The organism is Streptomyces radicis (assembly GCF_003626575.1).
Classification (GTDB): Bacteria; Actinomycetota; Actinomycetes; order Streptomycetales; family Streptomycetaceae; genus Streptomyces; species Streptomyces radicis.
The window spans coordinates 230,914-251,541 of sequence record NZ_RBDY01000005.1 but is presented as its reverse complement, the minus strand read 5'-3'; the positions used below and the strand labels follow the sequence as shown (position 1 = coordinate 251,541).

The following is a 20,628-nucleotide window of genomic DNA, read 5'->3' as shown; positions in this document are numbered from 1 at the left end:
ATTTCAGGACTGCCATGGAGCGCGGCGGGCCGGGCTTGTCCTGGGGTCGGATAATGGCTGATTCTGCTATGCCTCATGATGTGTCGAGTGCAACGAGGGGTGCGCGGTTCCGCTGGGACCCGCGTGATCGGTGTGACCTGAGATGGCGGCGTCGTGCCGCGGGACGGGAGCGGTTCAACTCGATGTGTGGACGGTGGATGTGATGTCGCGTCATTCGGCGAAGTCCCTTTCAGCGGAAGACCCCCCGCCCATCGCGCTCATCGGAATGGCGTGTCGACTTCCCTCGGCCCCTTCTCTCTCCGCCCTGCGGGATTTTCCCGACAAGGGCGTGAAGCCGGAACAGCGGCCGAATGCGGGCGCCGAAGAATTCACCGCTTCAGAGGCGGGGTTCGACGGCGGGTTCGACGCGGACTTCTTCGGGGTGCCGCACGGCGAGGCCGCGGCCTGGTCGCCCCGGCGGCGCCTGGCCCTCGAGCTGGCGTGGGAGTCCCTCGAGGACGCCGGTGTACTCCCCGCCGCGCTGCGGGAGTCGACGACCGGGATCTTCGTCGGCGGCGTCGCCGAAGGCCTGTCCGCCACCCTCGGGCTGCGCGGCCCCGCGTCGGACGAGGCGGGCGCGTCCGCCGCCCGCTCCGTCCTCCTGGCCGCCGAGAGCCTGCGCCGCGGCGCGTGCGACGTGGCCCTGGCCGGGGCCGTCCTGCCGGGTCCCTTCGGCGGGCTGCTGGTGCTCAAGCCGCTCGCCCGCGCCCTGGCCGACGGCGACCGCGTCCACCGCGTCATCGGCGGCGGGTCGGCGGCCCACGGGGAAGGCCATGGCGAAGTCCCCGACGACGCGGCCGCGTTGACCATGCTCCAGGACCTGCTGCGCGCGGCCCTGCGCCCGCGCGGTGGCCGGAAGGCGAAGGCCGTCGGCGGCCTCACCTTCACGCCGGGCCCCGAGCCCACCGGGACCGGGACCAAGGCAGGGACCAAGGTCGCGACCAAGGCAGGGGCCCCGAGCGCGGCCGCGGCCGGACCGCTGCCCTGGCCGCTCTCGGGAGCCACCGAAGCCGCCCTCGCCGACCAGGCCCGCCGTTTGGCGCGCCACCTCGACGCGCACCCCGGGCTCGCCCCCGCCGAGGTCGGGTGGACCCTGGCGAGCGCCCGCACCGCCCTGCGCCACCGCGCCGTCGTCATCGGCGAGACCGCGGAGGAGTTCGGAACCGCCCTGGCCGCGCTGGCCTCCGGCGACCCTTCCCCCGCGGTCGTCACCCCGCCCCCGGCGCCCGACGCCCCCGGCGGGACCGTGTTCGTCTTCCCTGGCCAGGGCGCGCAGTGGGCCGGGATGGGCCTCGAACTCCGCGCGGAGTTCCCGGTGTTCGCCGAGCACCTGGACGCCTGCGCCCGAGCGCTCGCCCCGCACTGGGAGTTCGACCTGCTCCAGGTGCTCGCCCAGGCCGACGGCGCCCCCGGGCTGCACCGCGCCGAGGTCGTCCAGCCCGCGCTGTTCGCCGTGATGGTGGCCCTGGCCCGGCTGTGGGAGTCGCTCGGCGTGCGGCCCGACGCGGTCCTCGGCCACTCCAACGGCGAGATCGCCGCCGCCCATGTCGCGGGCGCGCTGAGCCTGGACGACGCCGCGCTGCTCGTGGCGCGGTGGAGCCGCGCCCAGGCCACGCTCGCCGGGCGCGGCGCGATGGTGTCGGTGGCCGCCCCCGTCGCCGAGGTCGCCGCGCGCCTCGCGCCCTGGGGCGAACGCCTCGGCATCGCCGCCGTCAACGGCCCCGCCGCGGTCATCGTCTCGGGCGACGCCGACGCGGCCGACGCGCTGCTGGCCGCGCTCGACGCCGAGGGCGTCCACGCCCGCCGCATCGCCGTGGACCTCGCCGCCCACTCGTACCACATCGACGCCATCCTCGACCGGCTGCGCGCCGAGCTGGCCCCGCTGCGCCCCGGGCCCGCCGCCATCCCGTTCCACCGCACCCCCGCGGGCCACGGGGAAGGGCCGCTCGACGCGGACTACTGGTGCCACAACCTGCGCCACACCGTGGAGTTCGAGGCGGCCACCCGCGGCCTGCTCGACGCCGGGCACCGCCTGTTCATCGAGATCAGCCCGCACCCCGTGCTGACCTATGGCCTTCAGCAGACCATCGAGGCGCACGCCGCGGCGGGCGGCGCCCGCGCCATCGGCACGCTCCGCCGCGACGCCGCGGGCCGCCGCCGCGTGCTGGCCGCGCTCGCCGCCGTGCACGGCCAACGGGCCGTCGCGTGGGGCGCGTTCTTCCCCGAAGGCACCCGGCGCGTGGACCTGCCCACCTATGCCTTCCAACGCCGAGGGCAGGCCGGGGGCCCGCTGCTCGACCGGCTGGCCGGGCTCTCCCCCGCCGAGCGGGAGCGGCTGCTGCTCGAGCGGGTGCGCGCCGAGGCGTCCGCCCTCGGCGGCGCGGGCGCCCGCGAAGTCCTCGACCCCGACCGCTCGTTCAGAGACGTGGGGTTCGACTCGGCCGCCGCGATCGAGCTGCGCGACCGCCTCGCCAAGGCGACCGGGCTGCGGCTGCCCACCACGCTGCTGTTCAGCCACCCCACGCCCGCCGCCGTCACCCGCTTCCTGCTGGCCGAGCTGACCGGCGGGCGCGAGGAGCCGCGTTCGGGCGCGGCCCGCCCTTCGGGCGGCGGCGACCCCGACGAGCCGATCGCCATCGTCGGCATGGGCTGCCACTTCCCCGGCGCCGAAGGGCCCGATGAGCTGTGGCGCCTGGTGCGCGACGGTGTGGACGCCACATCCGACTTCCCCGGCGACCGCGGCTGGGACCTGGCCACCCTCGTCGACCCCGACCCGGCGCGCTCGGGCCGCACCTATGTGACCAGGGGCGGATTCCTCGCGCGCGCCGCCGAGTTCGACGCCGCGTTCTTCGGCATCAGCCCGCGCGAGGCCGCGGCGATGGACCCGCAGCAGCGCCTGCTCCTCGAAACGGCGTGGGAGGCCATCGAGCGCGCCGGGATCGACCCCGGATCCCTGCGCGGCAGCGCCACCGGCGTCTACGTCGGCGCGATGACGCAGGACTACGGCCCCCGGCTGCACGACGGCGCCCCAGGCGCCGACGGACACCTGCTGACCGGCGGCACCGTGAGCGTGGCATCGGGGCGCATCGCCTACACCCTCGGCCTCGAGGGCCCTGCCGTCACCGTGGACACCGCGTGCTCGTCCTCGCTCGTCGCCCTGCACCTGGCCGCCAGGTCCCTGCGGGACGGCGAGACCACCCTGGCGCTCGCGGGCGGCGTGTGCGTGATGGCCACGCCCGGCATGTTCGTGGAGTTCAGCAGGCAGCGCGGCCTCGCGCCCGACGGCCGGGTCAAGGCGTTCGCCGAGGGCGCCGACGGCACCGTGTGGGCCGAGGGCGCCGGGCTGCTCGTGCTGGAACGCCTCTCCGACGCCCGCCGCAACGGCCACCCCGTGCTCGCCGTCGTCCGCGGCTCCGCCGTCAACCAGGACGGCGCGTCCAACGGCCTCACCGCGCCCAACGGCCCCTCCCAGGAGCGGGTGATCCGCGAGGCCCTGGCCCGCGCCGGGGTCTCGCCCGCCGCCGTGGACGCCGTCGAGGCCCATGGCACCGGCACCGCGCTGGGCGACCCGATCGAGGCCGAGGCCCTGATCGCCGCCTATGGCGCGGGGCGGGACCCCGAGAACCCCCTGTGGCTGGGGTCGTTGAAGTCGAACATCGGGCACGCCCAGGCCGCCGCGGGGGTCGGCGGCATCATCAAGATGGTCATGGCCATGCGCGAGGGCGTGCTGCCGAGGACCCTGCACGTGGGCGAGCCGACGTCGCACGTGGACTGGTCCGCGGGCGCGGTCGCGCTGCTGACCGAGGAGCGCCCCTGGCCCGCGACCGGCCACCCCCGCAGGGCGGGCGTCTCGTCGTTCGGCATCAGCGGCACCAACGCGCATGTCATCGTCGAGGAGGCCGAGGCCGCCCCCGCCGCCGACGGCGGGCGCGACGGTGCCGGGCTTCTCGCGGGCGCCGTTCCCCTGGTGCTCTCCGCCAGGACCCCGCAGGCCCTGCGCGACCAGGCCACCCGCCTCTCCGCCCACCTCGCCGCCGAGCCCGACCTCGCCCCCGCCGACGTCGCCCGCGCCCTGGCCACCACCAGGGCCCGCTTCGCGCACCGCGCCGTCGTGGTCGGCACGGGCCGCGGCGAGCTGCTCGCCGGCCTCGGCGCCCTCGGCCGCGGCGAGCCGTCGGCCGCGGTGCTCACCGGGACCGCGGCGCCCGGCGGCACGGCGTTCCTCTTCACCGGACAGGGCGCGCAGCGCCCCGGCATGGGACGCGAACTCTACGCGCGGTCAACGGTGTTCGCCCGGGCGTTCGACGAGGTGTGCGCCGCGCTCGACCGCCACCTCGGCCCGGGGACGCCGGTCGCCGACGCCGTCCTCGCCGCCGAGGGGTCCCCGCTGCACGAGACGCGATACGCGCAGACCGGCCTCTTCGCCCTCCAGGTCGCCCTGCACCGGCTGGTCGCGTCGTTCGGCGTGCGCCCCGACCATGTCGCCGGGCACTCCGTCGGCGAGCTGACGGCCGCCCATGTCGCGGGCGTGCTCGACCTCGAGGACGCCTGCCGCCTCATCGCCGCGCGCGCCTCGCTGATGCAGTCCCTGCCGGGTGGCGGCGCCATGGTCGCCGTCGCGGCCTCCGAGGAACGCGTCCGCCCCCTCGTCGCCGACCGCGCGGACGAGGTCGCCCTCGCCGCGGTGAACGGCCCGGGCGCGGTCGTCGTCTCCGGCGCCGCCGCCGCGGTCGCCCAGGTCGCTGCCGAGCTGGCCGGGCAGGGCGTCAAGACCAGGCGGCTGACGGTCTCCCACGCGTTCCACTCGCCGTTGATCGAGCCCATGCTCGACGCGTTCGCCCGCGTGGCCGCCGACATCACCTACCGGGAGCCGCGCGTCCCCGTGGTCTCCAACCTCACCGGGCGGCTCGCCGTGCCGGGCGAGCTGACCTCGGCCGACCACTGGGTCGCCCACGCCCGCGGCACCGTCCGCTTCCTCGACACCGTGCGCACCCTGCGCGCCGAGGGCGTGCGGCACTTCGTCGAGCTCGGCCCCGACCCGGTGCTCGCCGCCCTCACGCGCGAGGTCGTCGGCGACGACGCCACGGCGGTCGCGCTCCTGAAGTCGGGCGCGCCCGAGCCCGTCACCCTGCTCGCCGGGCTCGGCCGCGTCCACGCCGCGGGCGCGCCCTTCGACCTGACCGCGCACCTGGGCGCGGGGGAGCGTCACGTGCCCCTGCCCACCTATCCGTTCCAGCGCGCGCGCCACTGGCTCGCCCCCACCGCCGCGGGCGCGGGGGAGACCACGGCGGCCGGGCTCACGGCGACCGGGCACCCCCTGCTGAGCGCGCTCGCCGAGCTCCCCGGCGGCGATGGCCACCTCTTCACCGGGCGCCTGGCGGCCGGTGAGCCCGCGTGGACCGCGGAGCACGCCATCCACGGCACCCCGGTCGTGCCCGGCGTCGCGTTCGTCGACCTCCTGCTGCACGCGGCGCGTTACGTGGAGTGCGACCGCGTCGACGAGCTGACCCACCACGCGTTCCTCGCCCTGCCCGACCACGGCGCCCGCCAGCTGCGGGTCCTCGTCGAGCCGCCCGACGACGCGGGGCTGCGGCCCGTCTCCGTGCACTCGAGGGCCGAGAACGCCGCGCCGGGGACCGAGTGGACCTGCCACGCGACGGGCGCGCTCGCCGTCGGCCATGGCGAGCCCGCGCCCGCGGACCCCGAGGGCGCGTGGCCCCCCGTCGCCGCCGAGCCGCTGGACACCGAGGAGTTCTACCGGCGGATCGCCGCCACGGGGTTCGGCTACGGCCCGCTGTTCCAGGGGCTCACCGCCGCCTGGCGGGACGGCGACGACACCTGGGCCGAGGTGTCCCTTCCCGAGGACGCCGAGCCAGGGGCCCACGGGGTCCACCCCGCGCTGCTCGACTCCGCGATCCAGCCCGCCGCCCTCGTCATGGCGCCCGACCCGGCGGACGACGCCGTCCATGTGCCGTTCTCCTGGCGCTCGGTGACCCTGCACGCCACCGGGGCGCGCGCCCTGCGCGTGCGGATCACGCCGACGGGCCAGGACGCCGTGGCCCTCACCCTCACCGACCCGACGGGCGCGCCCGTGCTCACCGTCGGCTCCCTCACCCTGCGCGCGGGCGGCCCCGAGCGGCTCGCGCGGGCGCGCGCCACCGACCTCGGCGCGCTGCACCGCGTGGAGTGGCGCCCCGTCACCGCGGGGGCCGCCGAGCCGGTGGGCGCCTGGGCGCTGGTCGCCGACCCCGACGACGAACGCGCCTGGCCCGCCGTCGCCGCGCTCGGCACCCCGGCCGCCGTGCATCGCGACGCCGCGGCGCTGCGCAAGGCCCACGCGGACGGCGCCGCCTGGCCGCGCACGGTCGTCGCCTGGTGCGTCACCGCGCCTGGCGCCGACCCGGTGGCCGCCGCGCACGCCGCGACGCACCGGGCGCTCGCCCTCGTCACGGCGCTCGTGGCCGAGGCCCCCGATGACTCCCGGCTGGTGATCCTCACCCGGGGCGCCGTGGCCACCGGCGCCGACGCCCCTCCCACCGACCTCGCCGCCGCCGCCGTGTGGGGCCTGATCCGCTCCGCGGTGGCCGAGCACCCGGACCGCTGCGCGCTCGTCGACCTCGACGACGCGCCCGCATCCGCCCGCGAGCTGCCCGCCGCCCTCGCCGGGAACGAGCCCCAACTCGCCCTGCGCCAGGGCCGTTTCCTGGTGCCCCGGCTGGCCGCGCCCGAGCCGGACGCGGCGGGTGGCACACCGTTCGACCCCGAACGCACCGTGCTGCTGACCGGCGGCACCGGGGCGCTCGGCGCCCTCGTGGCCCGCCACCTGGTCACCCGGCACGGCGTCACCAGGCTGCTGCTCGTCGGCCGCCGCGGGCCCGCGGCGGCGGGCCCCCTGGTCGATGAGCTCGCGGCGCTCGGCGCGCGGGCCGACGTCGTCGCGTGCGACGTCGCCGACCGCGGCGCCCTGGCCGCGCTGCTGGCCGCCGTCCCCGCCGAACACCCCCTGGGCGCGGTGGTGCACTGCGCGGGAACGCTGGACGACGGCGCGCTGACCGAGCTCGACCAGGGCCGCCTCGACACCGTGCTGCGCCCCAAGGCGGACGCCGCCTGGCACCTGCACGAGCTGACCCGCGACCTGGACCTGTCCGCGTTCGTGCTGTTCTCGTCCGCGGTCGGCACCCTCGGCACCCCTGGCCAGGCCAACTACGCGGCGGCCAACGCCTTCCTCGACGCCCTGGCCGAGCACCGCAGCGCCGCGGGGCTGCCCGCCCACGCGCTCGCCTGGGGCCTGTGGGAGCAGGACGGCGGCATGGCGGGGGCGCTGGGCGAGCGCGACCTGGCGCGCATGGCCCGCGCCGGTCTCGCGCCGCTGCCCGCCGCCCGCGCGCTCGAGCTGTTCGACGCCGCGCTCGGCTCGGACGCGGCCGCGCTGCTCCCCGCCAGGCTCGACCTGACAGGGCCGCGCGAACGCGCCGCCGCCACCGCCGCGCCGCCGCCCGCCGTGCTGCGCGGCCTGGTCCGCGTGCCGCCGCGCCGCGCCACCGGGCCCGGCGCCGCCGGGGGCCGGGGCGGCCTGCGCGAACGGCTCGCCGGGCAGCCCGAGGCCGAACAGCGGCGCGTCCTGCTCGACTTCCTGCGCGGCCAGCTCGCCACCGCGCTCGGGCACGGCTCGCCGCACGCGATCGACCCGGGCAGCCCGTTCCGCGACATGGGCTTCGACTCCCTCAGCAGCGTCGAGCTGCGCAACGCGCTCAACCGGGCGGCCGGGCTGCGGCTCCCCTCCACCCTGCTCTTCGACCACCCGACGCCCGACGCGCTGGTCGACCTGCTCCGCACCGAGCTGCTGGGCACCGACGCCGCGCTCGACACCGACACCGACACCGACACCGACACCGCGCCGGTCGCCGCGGCCCGCCAGGGCCGCCGGGCGAGGGCCCACGCCGACGAGCCGATCGCCGTGGTCGGCATCGGCTGCCGCTTCCCCGGCGGGGTCACCACCCCCGAGGAGCTGTGGCGCCTGGTCGACGACGGCGTGGACGCCATCGGCGCGTTCCCCACCAATCGCGGCTGGGACCTCGAAGACCTCTACGACCCCGACCCCGACGCGCGCGGCAAGACCTATGTCCGCGAGGGCGGGTTCCTGTACGAGGCCGACCGGTTCGACGCCGAGTTCTTCGGCATCAGCCCCCGCGAGGCCCTGGCGCTCGACCCCCAGCAGCGGCTGCTCCTGGAGACCGCGTGGGAGGCGTTGGAGCACGCGGGCATCCGCCCCGACACCCTCGCGGGGAGCGCGACCGGCGTGTTCGCCGGGATCGTCGCGCAGGAGTACGCGTCCCTCGCGCACCGCGGCGCCGACCCGGTCGACGGCCTGGTGCTGACGGGCACGACGGCCAGCGTGGCCTCGGGGCGCGTGGCGTACACGCTCGGCCTCGAGGGCCCGGCCGTCACCGTGGACACCGCCTGCTCCTCGTCGTTGGTCGCGCTCCACATGGCGTGCCAGTCGCTGCGGAGCGGCGAGAGCGCGCTCGCCCTGGCGGGTGGCGCCACGGTGATGGCCAACGCCGGGATGTTCCTCGAGCTCAGCAGGCAGCGGGGGCTGGCCCGCGACGGCCGCGCCAAGGCGTTCTCCGCCGCGGCCGACGGCACGAGCTGGGCCGAGGGCGCGGGCCTCGTGGTGCTCGAACGGCTCTCCGACGCCCGGGCCGAAGGGCACCGCGTGCTGGCCGTGATCCGCGGCTCCGCGGTCAACCAGGACGGCGCGTCCAACGGCCTCTCCGCGCCCAACGGCCCCTCGCAGCAGCGGGTGATCCGGCAGGCCCTGGCCGGCGCCGGGCTGACCACGGCCGATGTCGACGCCGTCGAGGCCCATGGCACCGGCACCGCGCTGGGCGACCCCATCGAGGCCCAGGCGCTGCTCGCCACCTATGGCAGGGGCCGCCCCGAGGACCGGCCCCTGCGCCTCGGCTCGCTCAAGTCCAACCTCGGCCACGCCCAGGCCGCCGCGGGCATCGGCGGCGTCATCAAGATGATCATGGCGCTGACCCACGAGACGCTGCCGAGGACCCTGCACGCCGACGAGCCGAGCCCGCACATCGACTGGTCGTCCGGCGCGGTCGCGCTGCTCACCGACCCCGTCCCGTGGCCGCGCTCGCGGCGCCCGCGCAGGGCCGGGGTGTCGTCGTTCGGCATCAGCGGCACCAACGCCCACCTCATCATCGAAGAGGCCCCGGCCGCACGGGAGTCGGACCCCCGGGGCGGAGCGGGCCCCCGCGTGGTGACCGACGGCGCCCTGCCCTGGCCGCTGACCGCCGCGACCCCCGAGGCGCTGCGCGCCCAGGCCAGGCGTTTGCTCGACCGCCTCGACAGGGACCCCGCGCTCACCCCGCCCCTGGTCGGCCACGCGCTGGCCACCACCAGGGCCGCGCTGCGGCACCGCGCCGTCGTCGTGGGCGCCGACCCCGCCGAGCTGCGCGCCGGGCTCGGGGCCGTGGCGGACGGCAGCCCCTCGCCGTTCGCCGTCGAGGGCACCGCGGGCGTCCGCCCGGGCAAGACCGTCTTCGTCTTCCCGGGGCAGGGCGCGCAGTGGGCGCGGATGGGCGCCGAACTCCTCGCCACCGCACCGGTGTTCGCCGAGCAGCTGACCGCCTGCGCCCGCGCGCTGCGGCCCTTCACCGGCTGGGACCTGATCGACGTGCTGACGGGAGCCGATGGCGCGCCGGGTCTTGACGACGTGACGGTCGTGCAGCCCGCGCTGTTCTCGGTGATGGTCTCCCTCGCCCGCCAGTGGCAGGCCCTCGGCGTGCGGCCCGACGCGGTCGTGGGGCACTCCCAGGGCGAGATCGCCGCCGCGTACATCGCGGGGGCGCTGAGCCTGGACGACGCCGCCCGGCTGATCGCCCGCCGGGTGCGCTGCGCCGACCCGCTGATCGGCCACGGCGGCCTCGGTTCCCTCACCCTGCCGCGCGCGGAGGTCGAGGAGCTGCTGGCCCCGTGGAACGGCGCGATCGTCGTCGCCGCGTCCAACGGGCCCGCCGCGACCATCGTCTCGGGCGACAACGCCGACCTGGACGCGCTCATGGCGCACTGCGAGCGGGAGGGCGTGCGGGCCAGGCGCGTCCCCGCCGCGTTCGCCTCCCACTCGCCACGGGTCGAGCCGCTGCGCGCGCGGATCCTCGAGGAGCTGGCGCCGCTGCGGCCCGTCGATCCCGACATCGACTTCCGCTCCACCGTCTCGGGCTGGGGCGGCGGCCCGCTCGACGCCGAGTACTGGTACCTGAACATGCGCGAGGCCGTCGAGTTCCAGACGGCCACCCGCGCGCTGCTCGACGACGGATACACCACGTTCGTCGAGGTCAGCCCGCACCCGATGCTCGTCCACGCCATCCAGGACACGATCGAGGACCACGCGCCCGACGCGGGCGCGCTGACCACCGGCACGCTGCGCCGCGACGACGGCGGCTGGCACCGGCTGCTCACGTCGCTCGCCGCCGTGGCCACGCACAGGGACGTGGACCTGAGCCCGTTCTACGCGCCGGGGACGCCCCGGGCCGAGCTGCCCACCTACGCGTTCCAACGCCGTTCCTACTGGCTGACGCCCGCCCCCGCGGGCCACGCGGCCCCGGCCGAGCCGGGGGAGCGGCGCTTCTGGGAGGCCGTGGAGCGCGCCGACGCGGACGCCCTCACCGAGGAGCTGGGGCTCGGCGACGCCGAAGCGCTGGGCGCCGTGCTGCCCGCGCTCGGCTCGTGGCGCCGCCGAAGCACCGAGCTGTCGCGCCTCAACTCCCTGCGCTACCAGGAGCGTTGGCAGCCCGCCCCGGCCGTCGACGGGCCGGTGCCGCTCTCCGGCGGCTGGCTCGTCGTCGTGCCGGAGGGCCACGAGGCAACGCCCTGGGCGACCGCCGCGCTCGCCGCCCTGGCCGCCGCGGGCGCCGCCCCGCGCCCGCTGGCCGTGGCGCCCGCCGCGGCATCCGACCCGGCCGCGCTCGCGGGCCCGGTGCGCGCCGCGCTGGCCGAGGCGGCGCGGGACGGCGAACCCGTCGGCGTCCTCTCCCTGCTGGCCCTCGCCGAAGACCCCCACCGCGGCGACCCCGGGGTGCCCGTCGGGCTCCTGCTCAACCTGGCGCTCGCCTCGGCCGTCGCGGACGCGGACGCCCGGCTGTGGTGCGCCACGCGCGGCGCGGTCGCCGCGCCGGGCGGCGCGGCCGCCGTCCGCCCAGCCCAGGCGCAGACCTGGGGCGTCGGGCGGGCCCTCGCGCTCGAACTGCCCGAGCGCTGGGGCGGGTTGGTCGACCTCCCCGACGCCACCGACGACCGCTCCGCCGCGTTGCTCACCACCGCGCTCGCCGCCCGCGACGGCGAGGACCAGATCGCGATCACCCCGTCGGGCGCGTTCGTGCGCCGCCTGGTGCGCGCCCCCGGGAGCGCCGCGCCGACCGAGGGCGGCTGGCGGCCGCGCGGCACCGTGCTGGTCACCGGGGGCACCGGGGCGCTCGGCGGGCACGTGGCCCGCTGGCTGGCCCGCGAGGGCGCCGCGCACGTGCTGCTCGCCAGCCGGAGCGGCCCCGCGGCCGAGGGCGCGGACGCGCTCGCCGCCGAGCTGCGCGCGCTCGGCGCCGACGTCACCGTCGCGGCCTGCGACCTGGCCGACCGGGAGTCGGTGGCCGCCCTGCTCGCCTCCGTCCCCGCGCACGCGCCGCTGTCCGCCGTGGTGCACGCGGCGGGCGTGACGGGCTTCGCCGCCGCGGGCGAGCAGCCGCCGGAGGAGTTCGCGCGCGTCGTCTCGGGCAAGGCCGCGGGCGCGCTGCACCTGGACGAGCTGCTCGGCGACGCGCCGCTCGACGCGTTCGTGCTGTTCTCGTCCGCCTCCGCGACCTGGGGCAGCGCCGAGCAGAGCGCCTACGCCGCGGGCAACGCCCTCCTCGACGCGCTCGCCCTGCGCCGCCGCGCGCTCGGCCGGGCCGCCACGTCCGTGGCGTGGGGCGCGTGGGGCGGCGGCGGGATGTCCACGGTGGACGCCAACGCCCGTTACCTGGGCCGCCGCGGACTGCGCGCCATGCCGCCCGAGCTGGCCGTGGCGGCGCTGCGCGGGGCCGTGGCCGCGGGCGACGCGGTGCTGACCGTCGCCGACGTCGACTGGGAGCCGTTCATCCGCTCCTTCACCGCGCGGCGCCCCAGCCCGCTGCTGACCGGCGTCCCCGAGGCCCGCGACGTGCTGGCCGCCGACCTGGCGTCCGACGAGGAGAGCTCCGCCCGCGGCGCCGACACCGCGGCCGCCTTCCGCGCCCGCCTCGACGGGCAGTCGGCGGCCGAGCGCGCCGCCACGCTCCTCGACGTGGTGCGCGGCCAGGTGGCCGCGGTCCTCGGCCATGACTCGCCGCGCTCCATCGCGGTGGACCGGGCCTTCAAGGAGCTGGGCTTCGACTCGTTGACCTCGACCGAGCTGCGGAACCGGCTGAACGCCGCCACCGGGCTGCGGCTGCCCCCCACCGTCGTCTTCGACCACCCCACCACGGCCGCCCTGGCCGAGCGCCTCCGCGAGGAGTTCGGCGACGGCGGCACCCCGGGGAGCTCGTCGGTCTTCGACGAGCTCGACCGGCTCGAAACGGCACTGGCCGCCACCGGCGGCACGGTCGCCGCCCGCGCCCGCGTGACGGCGCGGCTGACAGACATCCTGGCCCGCTGGCAGGGCCAGGACGAAGGTACGGCGGAGCTGGAAACGGCATCCGATGACGAGCTGTTCGAGATGCTCGGTGACGAGTTCGGCATCTCCTGATGGGAGGAACGGTTCCCATGGCCAACGAGGCCTCCACGGTGCAATCCACCAACGAGGACAAGCTGCGTCACTTCCTCAAGAAGACGATGGCCGACCTGCGCGTGACGAAGCAGCGCCTGGCCGAGACGGAGGCCAGGCTCGGCGAGCCGATCGCGATCGTCAGCATGGCCTGCCGGCTGCCCGGCGGCATCGCCACGCCCGAGGAGCTGTGGCACCTGGTCGCCGAAGGGCGTGACGCCATCGGCCCCATCCCCGCGGACCGCGGCTGGGACCTGGCCGAGGTCTACGGCCCCGAGGCGGGGAGCGAGGGCAGGGCGACGCCCACCGAGGGGGGATTCCTCGACGGCGCGGGCGACTTCGACGCGGCGTTCTTCGGCATCTCGCCCCGCGAGGCGCTCGCCATGGACCCGCAGCAGCGGCACCTGCTCGAGCTGGCCTGGGAGACGCTGGAGCGGGCCGGGATCGACCCGAGCGGCCTGCGCACCAGCCGCACCGGCGTCTACGCGGGCGCCAGCCCCAGCGGCTACGGCGAGGGCGCCCTGGCCACCGCGGAGACCGCGGGCCACAGCCTCACCGGCGGCTCGATGGCCGTGCTCTCGGGCCGCATCGCCTACGCGCTCGGCCTCGAGGGCCCCGCGGTCACGGTCGACACGGCCTGCTCGTCGTCCCTGGTCGCCGTGCACATGGCCGTTCAGGCGCTGCGGGCGGGCGAGTGCGACCTGGCGCTGGCCGGCGGCGTCGCCGTCATGGTGCAGCCGATCGCCTTCGCCGAGTTCTCGCGGCAGGGCGGCCTGGCGCCCGACGGCCGCTGCAAGCCGTTCGCCGCCGCGGCCGACGGCACGGGCTGGGCCGAGGGCGTGGGCCTCGTCCTGCTCGAACGCCTCTCCGACGCCCGGCGGAACGGCCACCGCGTCCTGGCCGTGCTGCGCGGCAGCGCGATCAACCAGGACGGCGCGTCCAACGGGCTCACCGCGCCCAACGGCCCCTCGCAGCAGCGGGTCATCCGCGAGGCGCTGGCCAACGCGGGCCTCGCCGCCGCCGATGTCGACGTCGTCGAGGCCCATGGCACCGGCACCCGGCTCGGCGACCCCATCGAGGCCCAGGCGATCCTGGCCGCCTATGGCGCCGAACGCCCCGCCGAGCGCCCGCTGTTGCTCGGCGCGCTCAAGTCCAACATCGGCCATGTGCAGGCCGCGGCCGGCGTCGCGGGGCTGATCAAGACCGTGCTGGCGATCCGGCACGGGCTCGTGCCAGCGACGCTGCACGTGGACGCGCCGACCCCGTTCGTCGACTGGTCGTCCGGCGCCGTCGAGCTGGTCGCCGAGGCCCGCCCGTGGCCCGCGTCCGACCGGGAGCGCAGGGCCGCCGTCTCCGCCTTCGGGATCGGCGGCACCAACGCGCACGTCATCGTCGAGCAGGCCCCTGAGGCGCCCGCCCCCGACGAGGCACAGGCCCCCGCCGCGCAGGGCAGGGGCACCGCCGACCCCGCCGACGGGGCGGCCATGCCGGGCGGCAGGGTGCCCTGGGTGCTCTCGGGCCGCGGCCCCGCGGCCCTGCGGGAGCAGGCGCGGCGCCTGCTGCGCCACCTCGATGACCACCAGGGCGCGCGCCCCGCCGACATCGGCCTGTCCCTGGCGACGGGCCGGGCCGCGCTCGACCACCGCGCCGTGCTGTGGGGCCGGGACACCGGGGAGCTGACCGAAGGGCTCAGGGCCCTCGCGGCCGGTGACCCGGCGCGCGACGGGGCGACGCCGACGCCCCGCGTGGGCCGCACCGCGTTCCTCTTCACCGGGCAGGGCGCCCAGCGGCCCGGCATGGGCAGACACCTCCACCGCGCGTTCCCCGTCTTCGCCGAGGAGTTCGACCGGGTCTGCGCGGCGTTCGACGGGCTGCTGCCCTCGCCGCTGCGCCGGACGGTCTTCGGCACCGACGCCGCCACGGCCGTCGCGCTCGACGGCACCGGGCTCGCCCAGCCCGCGCTCTTCGCCTACGAGACGGCCCTGTACCGGCTCTGGCGCTCCTGGGGCGTCACGCCCGACCTGCTGATCGGCCACTCGCTCGGCGAGATCACGGCCGCGCACGTCTCGGGCGTGCTCTCCCTGCCCGACGCCGCGCGGCTGGTCGCCACGCGCGCCTCGCTCATGCAGGCCCTGCCCGCGGGCGGCGCGATGGCCGCCGTCGAGGCGACGGAGGAGGAGGCGCGCGCGGAGATCGAACGCGTCGGCGCGCGGGGCGCGGTGGGGCTGTCCGCGGTCAACGGGCCCTCGTCGGTCGTGGTGTCGGGCGCCTCGCCCGCGGTCGAGGCGGTGGCCGCCGCGTTCGCCGCCCGTGGCCGCCGCACCCACCAGCTGCGGGTGTCGCACGCGTTCCACTCCGCGCTGATGGAGGGGATGCTCGCCCCGTTCGCCGAGGCGCTGCGCGGCGTCACCTTCGGCGAGCCCGAGATCCCCGTCGTCGCGAACCTCACCGGCAGGATCGCCGAGCCAGGCCTGCTGAGCACCCCCGCGTACTGGGTCGACCAGGTCCGCCACCCCGTGCGCTTCCTCGACGGGCTGCGCGTGCTGGGCGAGCAGGACGTCACCGCGTATGTGGAGATCGGCCCCGACGCGGTGCTCACCGCGATGGCCGAGGAGGTCCTGGCCGGCGACCGGGGCGCGGCGGTCGTGCCGAGCCAGCGCCGGGGCAGGCCCGAGGTGGAGGCGTTCGGCGACGCGTTGACCGCCGCGTTCACCCATGGCCTGCCCGTGGACTGGAGCGGCTGCTTCACCCGGGAGGGCCCGGGCGCCGCCCGCGCGGTCGAGCTGCCCACCTACGCCTTCCAGCGCGAGCGCTACTGGCGCGGCGGTCTCGGCGGGAGCGGTGGGAGTGGCGCGGGCGGTGGGGGCGGTGCGCGCGGCGGTCGGCAGGCCAGGCACCACCTGCTCGGCCCCGCGGTCCGCCAACCCGAGGGCGGCGGCGTGGAGTTCACCGGGCGCCTCGCCCTGTCCGCCCAACCGTGGCTGGCCGGGCACCGCGTGCACGGCAGGCTGCTGCTGCCCGGCACGGCCTTTGTCGAGCTGGCGCTCCGGGCGGCCGACGAGACGGGCTGCGGTCTTGTGGAGGAGCTGCTGCTGACGGCCCCCCTCGACATTCCCGAGCGCGGGGGCAAGGACCTGCGCGTGGTGGTCGAGGCGCCCGACGCCTCGGGGCGCCGCGCGCTCCGCGTCCTCGCCCGCGCGTCCGACGGCGGCGACGAGGCGCCCTGGACCCGGCACGCCGACGGCACGCTCGCGCCGGGGAACGCGGCGCCCGCCGATCCCGCGGCCCGGGTCGGGGCCGAGGCGTGGCCGCCCGCGGGCGCGGAAGCGGTGGACCTCGACGGCTTCTACGAGGACCTGGCCCGCAGGGGGTCGGAGCTGGGCCCCGAGTTCCGGGGGCTCACCCGGGCCTGGCGGCGCGGCGACGAGGTCTTCGCCGAGGTGGCCCTCACGGGCGGAACGGCCGTCGACGCCGAGTCGTTCGCCCTCCATCCGGCGCTCCTTGACGCCGCCCTGCACGGCGTCGCCCTCGGGGACCTCGGCGCGTTCGGGCCGCCGTTCTCCTTCTCGGGCGTCCGCGTGGCCGCCCCGGGCGCCGCCGCGCTGCGGGTGCGGATCGCCGGGGCCGACGCGGGCGATGGCGTCCAGGTCACCCTCGCCGACGCGGGCGGCGCGCCCGTCGCGTCGATCGCGTCGGTCGTGCTGCGCCAGGCCGACACCGGGGCCGCCCTCTTCAGGGAGGAGTGGCAGGCCCTGCCCCTGCGGATGGGCCGCTCGGGCCGCCGCGCCGACGGATGGGTCGTCGTGGGCCAGGCCCCCGGCGAACTCCTCGGCGCCGTCGCGCACTTCCCCGACCTGGCCGGGCTGGCCGCCGCCGTCGACGCGGGCGAAGAGCCCGCGCCCCGCGGCGTGGTGTGGTCCGTGCCCGCGGCCAAGGCGGGCAGCGGCCCCGCGGCGGGGGCCCGCGCGGGCGCCCGCGCCGCGCTCGCCCAGGTGCGGGCCTGGCTGGCCGACGAGCGCTGGGCGGCCGCGCGGCTCGCCGTGATCACCCGCAACGCCGTCGACCCCGGCACCAGGGGCGGCGGGGTGCACGTGGCCCAGGCGCCGGTCTGGGGACTGGTGCGCTCCGCCCAGATCGAGCACCCCGAACGGTTCGCGCTGGTCGACTGGGACGGCGAGAAGGTCTCGGGGTCCGCCCTCCCCGGCGCCCTGGCGTCCGGCGAGCCGCAGACGGCCATCCGCGGCGGCCGCCTGTACGTGCCCCGGCTGACCGGGACGGCCGCCGACACCCTCACGCCCCCCGCGGTGCCCGCCTGGCGTCTCGACGTCGGCGAGCGCGGCACCGTCGACCACCTGACCGCCGTGGTGTGCGACGACGCCACCGCGCCCCTGACGAAGGGGCAGATCAGGATCGCCGTGCGCGCGGGCGGCATGAACTTCCGCGACGTCCTCAACACCCTCGGCGTCCTGCCGGGCGACGGCGGCATCCTCGGCCTCGAGGGCGCGGGCGTCGTCGTCGAGACGGGCCCAGGGGTGACCGACCTCGCGCCCGGCGACCGCGTCATGGGCGTGTGGCCTGGCGCGTTCGGGCCGCTTGCCGTCGCCGACCGGCGGATGGTCGCGACGATCCCCGACGACTGGTCGTTCGCGCAGGCCGCCTCGGTGCCCGTGGCGTTCCTCACCGCCATGCACGCCCTGATGGGGGTGGCCGCGCTGCGGCCGGGCGAGACCGTCATGGTCCACTCCGCCGCGGGCGGGGTCGGCATGGCCGCCGTGCAGCTGGCCCGCCACATCGGCGCCCGGGTGCTCGGCACGGCGAGCGAGGGCAAGTGGGGCGTGCTGCGCGCCGCGGGGATGACCGAGGAGGAGATCGCCTCGTCGCGCACGGTGGAGTTCGAGCCGTACTTCCGCCAGGTCACCGAGGGGCGCGGCGTGGACGTCGTGCTCAACGCGACCGCGGGCGAGTTCGTCGACGCCTCCCTGCGGCTGCTCGCCCCCGGCGGGCGGTTCGTCGAGCTCGGCGTGGCCGACCTCCGCGACCCCGCCGAGATCGCCCTGGCCCACCCGGGGGCCGCCTACCACGCGTTCCTGCTGCTCGACGTGGGGCCCGACCGCATCAGGCGCATGTTCGCCGAGCTGATGGAGCTGTTCGCCCGGGGCGTGCTGCGGCCCCTGCCGGTCACCGCGTGGGACATCAGGCGCGCGCCCGAGGCGTTCCGCCACATGCGCGAGGGGCGGCACGTCGGCAAGATGGTCCTCACCCTCCACCGGCCGCTCGACCCCGAGGGCACGGTGCTGATCACCGGAGGCTCCGGGGCCCTGGCCCGTCGCGTGGCCCGCCACCTCGTCGAACGCCATGGCGCGCGGCACCTGTTGCTCGCCTCGCGCCGGGGACCCGACGCGCCGGGGGCGGCCGAGGACAGGGCCAGGCTCGAGGCGCTCGGCGCCCGCGTCACCCTCGCCGCGTGCGACGTGTCCGACCGGGCGCAGGTCGCCCGGCTGCTCGGCGGCGTCCCCGCCGAGCACCCGCTGACCGCCGTCGTGCACACCGCGGGCGCGCTGCACGACCGGGTCGTGGAGGCCACCACGGCGACCGGGCTCGACACGGTGCTGCGCCCCAAGGCCAACGGGGCGGCGCACCTGCACGAGCTGACCGCGGGCCTCGACCTGTCCGCGTTCGTGCTGTTCTCCTCCATGACCGGCACGCTCGGCGCCGCGGGGCAGAGCGGATACGCCGCGGCCAACGCCTTCCTCGACGCGCTCGCCAGGCACCGCGCCGCGGCGGGGCTGCCCGCCCTGTCCCTGGCCTGGGGCATGTGGGCGGAGCGCGGCGGGATGACCGAGGCGCTCGACGACGTGGACCAGCGGCGGGTCAACCGCGCGGGCGTCGCGCCGTTCACCTCGGCCGAGGGACTCGCGCTGCTCGACGCCGCCCTCACCACGGGCGAGCCGATGCTGGTGGCGGGCCGCCTCGACCCCGACGCGATCAGGGAGATGGCCGCCACCGGCACCGGCTCCCCGCTGCTGCGCGGCATGGCCGCGGGCGGGGCGGGCCACGCCCGGCCCGCCAGGGCGCGGGCCACGGGCCAGGGCACGAACGCGGGCCGGGGCGCCGGTCTCGCCGCGCTCCCCGAGGCCGAGCGCCGCAGGGCCCTGCTCGACCTGGTGGTGGCCCAGACCGCGGCCGTGCTCGGCCACGCCGACCCCGGGGCCGTCCACGCCGACCAGCGCTTCCAGGCGATCGGCTTCGACTCGCTCACGTCGATCGAGCTGCGCAACCGGCTCAACAACGCCACCGGCCTCCGCCTCGCCGCGACGCTCACCTTCCGCCACCCCACGCCCGAGGCGCTGGCCGACCACCTGGAGACCCAGCTGGCCGCGGCGGCCGCAGCGGGCGACGGGGCGCCCGCGGGCCAGGCCATCGCCGCCCCGTGGGAGGACCAGGGGGCGGAGGGCCAGGGGGTCGAGAGCCTGGGCGCGATCTTCCGCGAGATCGCGCTGCTCGGGCGCACCAAGGAGGCCGAGATGCTGGCCGCAGGCGCCTCCGCCCTGCGGGAGCGCTTCGACACCCCCTCGGCTCCGGCGCTCACCCCGGGCGACGGCGACCTCCCAGGGGCCGAAGGGCTCGCGTCCGCGGCCGGGGCGCCCGCGCTCATCGCGTTCCCGCCCCTGGTCGCGGTCGACGGCGTCGTCCAGTTCACGACCATGGCGGAGCACTGCCGCGGGCTGGTCGACCTGTCGGTGCTCCGGGTCCCCGGCTTCCGCGCCGGTGAGCCGCTGGCCGCGACGCTCGACGTGCTGGCCCAGGTGATGGCCGAGCGGGTCACCGCGATCGCGGGGACGCGGCCCTTCGCCCTGCTCGGCTACTCGTCGGGCGGCCTCCTGGCGCACGCCGTGGCGGCGCGCCTCGAGTCGGTCGGGGTCCGCCCCGCGGGCCTCGCGCTGCTCGACACCTATCCGCCGGACGCCATGACGGGGCGGCTGCGCAGGGCGTTGGACTACGAACTGTTCGAGCGCAGGCGGTCGTTCGCCACCCTGGACTTCACGGCGATCACGGCGGCCGGCACCTATATGCGGATGTTCCAGGGGCGGCGCCCCGGGCCCCTGCTCGCGCCCACGCTGTTCGTGCGGCCCGAACGGTGCATCCCCGGGTCGCCCGACGAGCCGATGACGCAGGACGCGGACTGGCGCGCGGTCTGGCCGCTGGCCCATGACTCCGCCGAGGTGCCGGGCGACCACTGCACGATGATGTCGGACCACGGCAGGGAGGTGGCCGACGTGGTGTGCCGCTGGGTCGCGGCGCTGACCCCGGCGGGCGCGCTGGCCGGGGGCGGGGGGAGGGGTGCCTGACGCCGCTCGGGCCCTTCAGCCCCCGGCGTCCCCGCCGGGCCCGTCGTCCTCCAGGCGGAAGCCGACCTTCAGCCCCACCTGGTAGTGCGCGATCGTGCCCTCGTCGAGGTTCCCCCGGATCTCCGTCACCTGGAACCAGTCCAGCTGACGGAGCGTCCGGGAGGCCCGGGCCAGGCCGTTGCGGATCGCGTCGTCGATCCCCTCGTGCGACGAGCCGACGATCTCGGTCACCCGGTAGGTGTGCTCACTCATGCCCTCCACCGTGCCCCAGGGGGAGGCGTTCCGCGACCGCACGGAACGTGACCGGCACGGGGGAGGACCTGCGCGCGGTGCTACCCTCGCACCGGGCCGTGACTGGCGCGTTTCGGATGGAGTCCACCATCGGGGAGCGGTCCTGCTCTGCGACGTGGTGCCGTGCGCCTGGGCCCTCGCGACGTCAGGTCAAGGAGG

The 20,628-nt window shown here is 77.5% G+C and carries 3 protein-coding genes and 1 riboswitch; of the genes, 2 read left to right on the top strand and 1 reads right to left on the bottom strand.

What is annotated here, in order from left to right:
- Window positions 1–142: 142 nt before the first annotated feature.
- Both D7318_RS10420 and D7318_RS10415 read left to right on the top strand, forming a co-directional pair.
- Entirely contained in the window at window positions 143–12,811 is a 12,669-nt protein-coding gene (locus D7318_RS10420) for a type I polyketide synthase (protein WP_329604565.1), read from the top strand.
- Window positions 12,811–20,178, top strand: coding sequence for a type I polyketide synthase (locus tag D7318_RS10415; RefSeq protein WP_120696620.1), 7,368 nt, complete (start codon window positions 12,811–12,813; stop codon window positions 20,176–20,178). Before D7318_RS10420 ends, D7318_RS10415 begins: the two co-directional genes overlap by 1 nt.
- A 15-nt stretch (window positions 20,179–20,193) precedes the next feature.
- Here D7318_RS10415 and D7318_RS10410 read toward each other — a convergent pair whose 3' ends face one another.
- Window positions 20,194–20,430, bottom strand: a complete 237-nt coding sequence (locus D7318_RS10410) for a dodecin (RefSeq protein WP_120696619.1) — start codon at window positions 20,428–20,430, stop codon at window positions 20,194–20,196.
- 88 nt (window positions 20,431–20,518) lie between these two features.
- A riboswitch (ZMP/ZTP riboswitch) is annotated at window positions 20,519–20,611 on the top strand.
- Window positions 20,612–20,628: the final 17 nt, after the last annotated feature.

What these genes read in the sequence shown, in the direction of transcription:
- D7318_RS10420 (WP_329604565.1), top strand. Translation starts at nt 143, where the DNA reads ATGGCGGCGTCGTGCCGCGGGACGGGAGCGGTTCAACTCGATGTGTGG.
- D7318_RS10415 (WP_120696620.1), top strand. Translation starts at nt 12,811, where the DNA reads ATGGGAGGAACGGTTCCCATGGCCAACGAGGCCTCCACGGTGCAATCC.
- D7318_RS10410 (WP_120696619.1), bottom strand. Translation starts at nt 20,430, where the DNA reads ATGAGTGAGCACACCTACCGGGTGACCGAGATCGTCGGCTCGTCGCAC.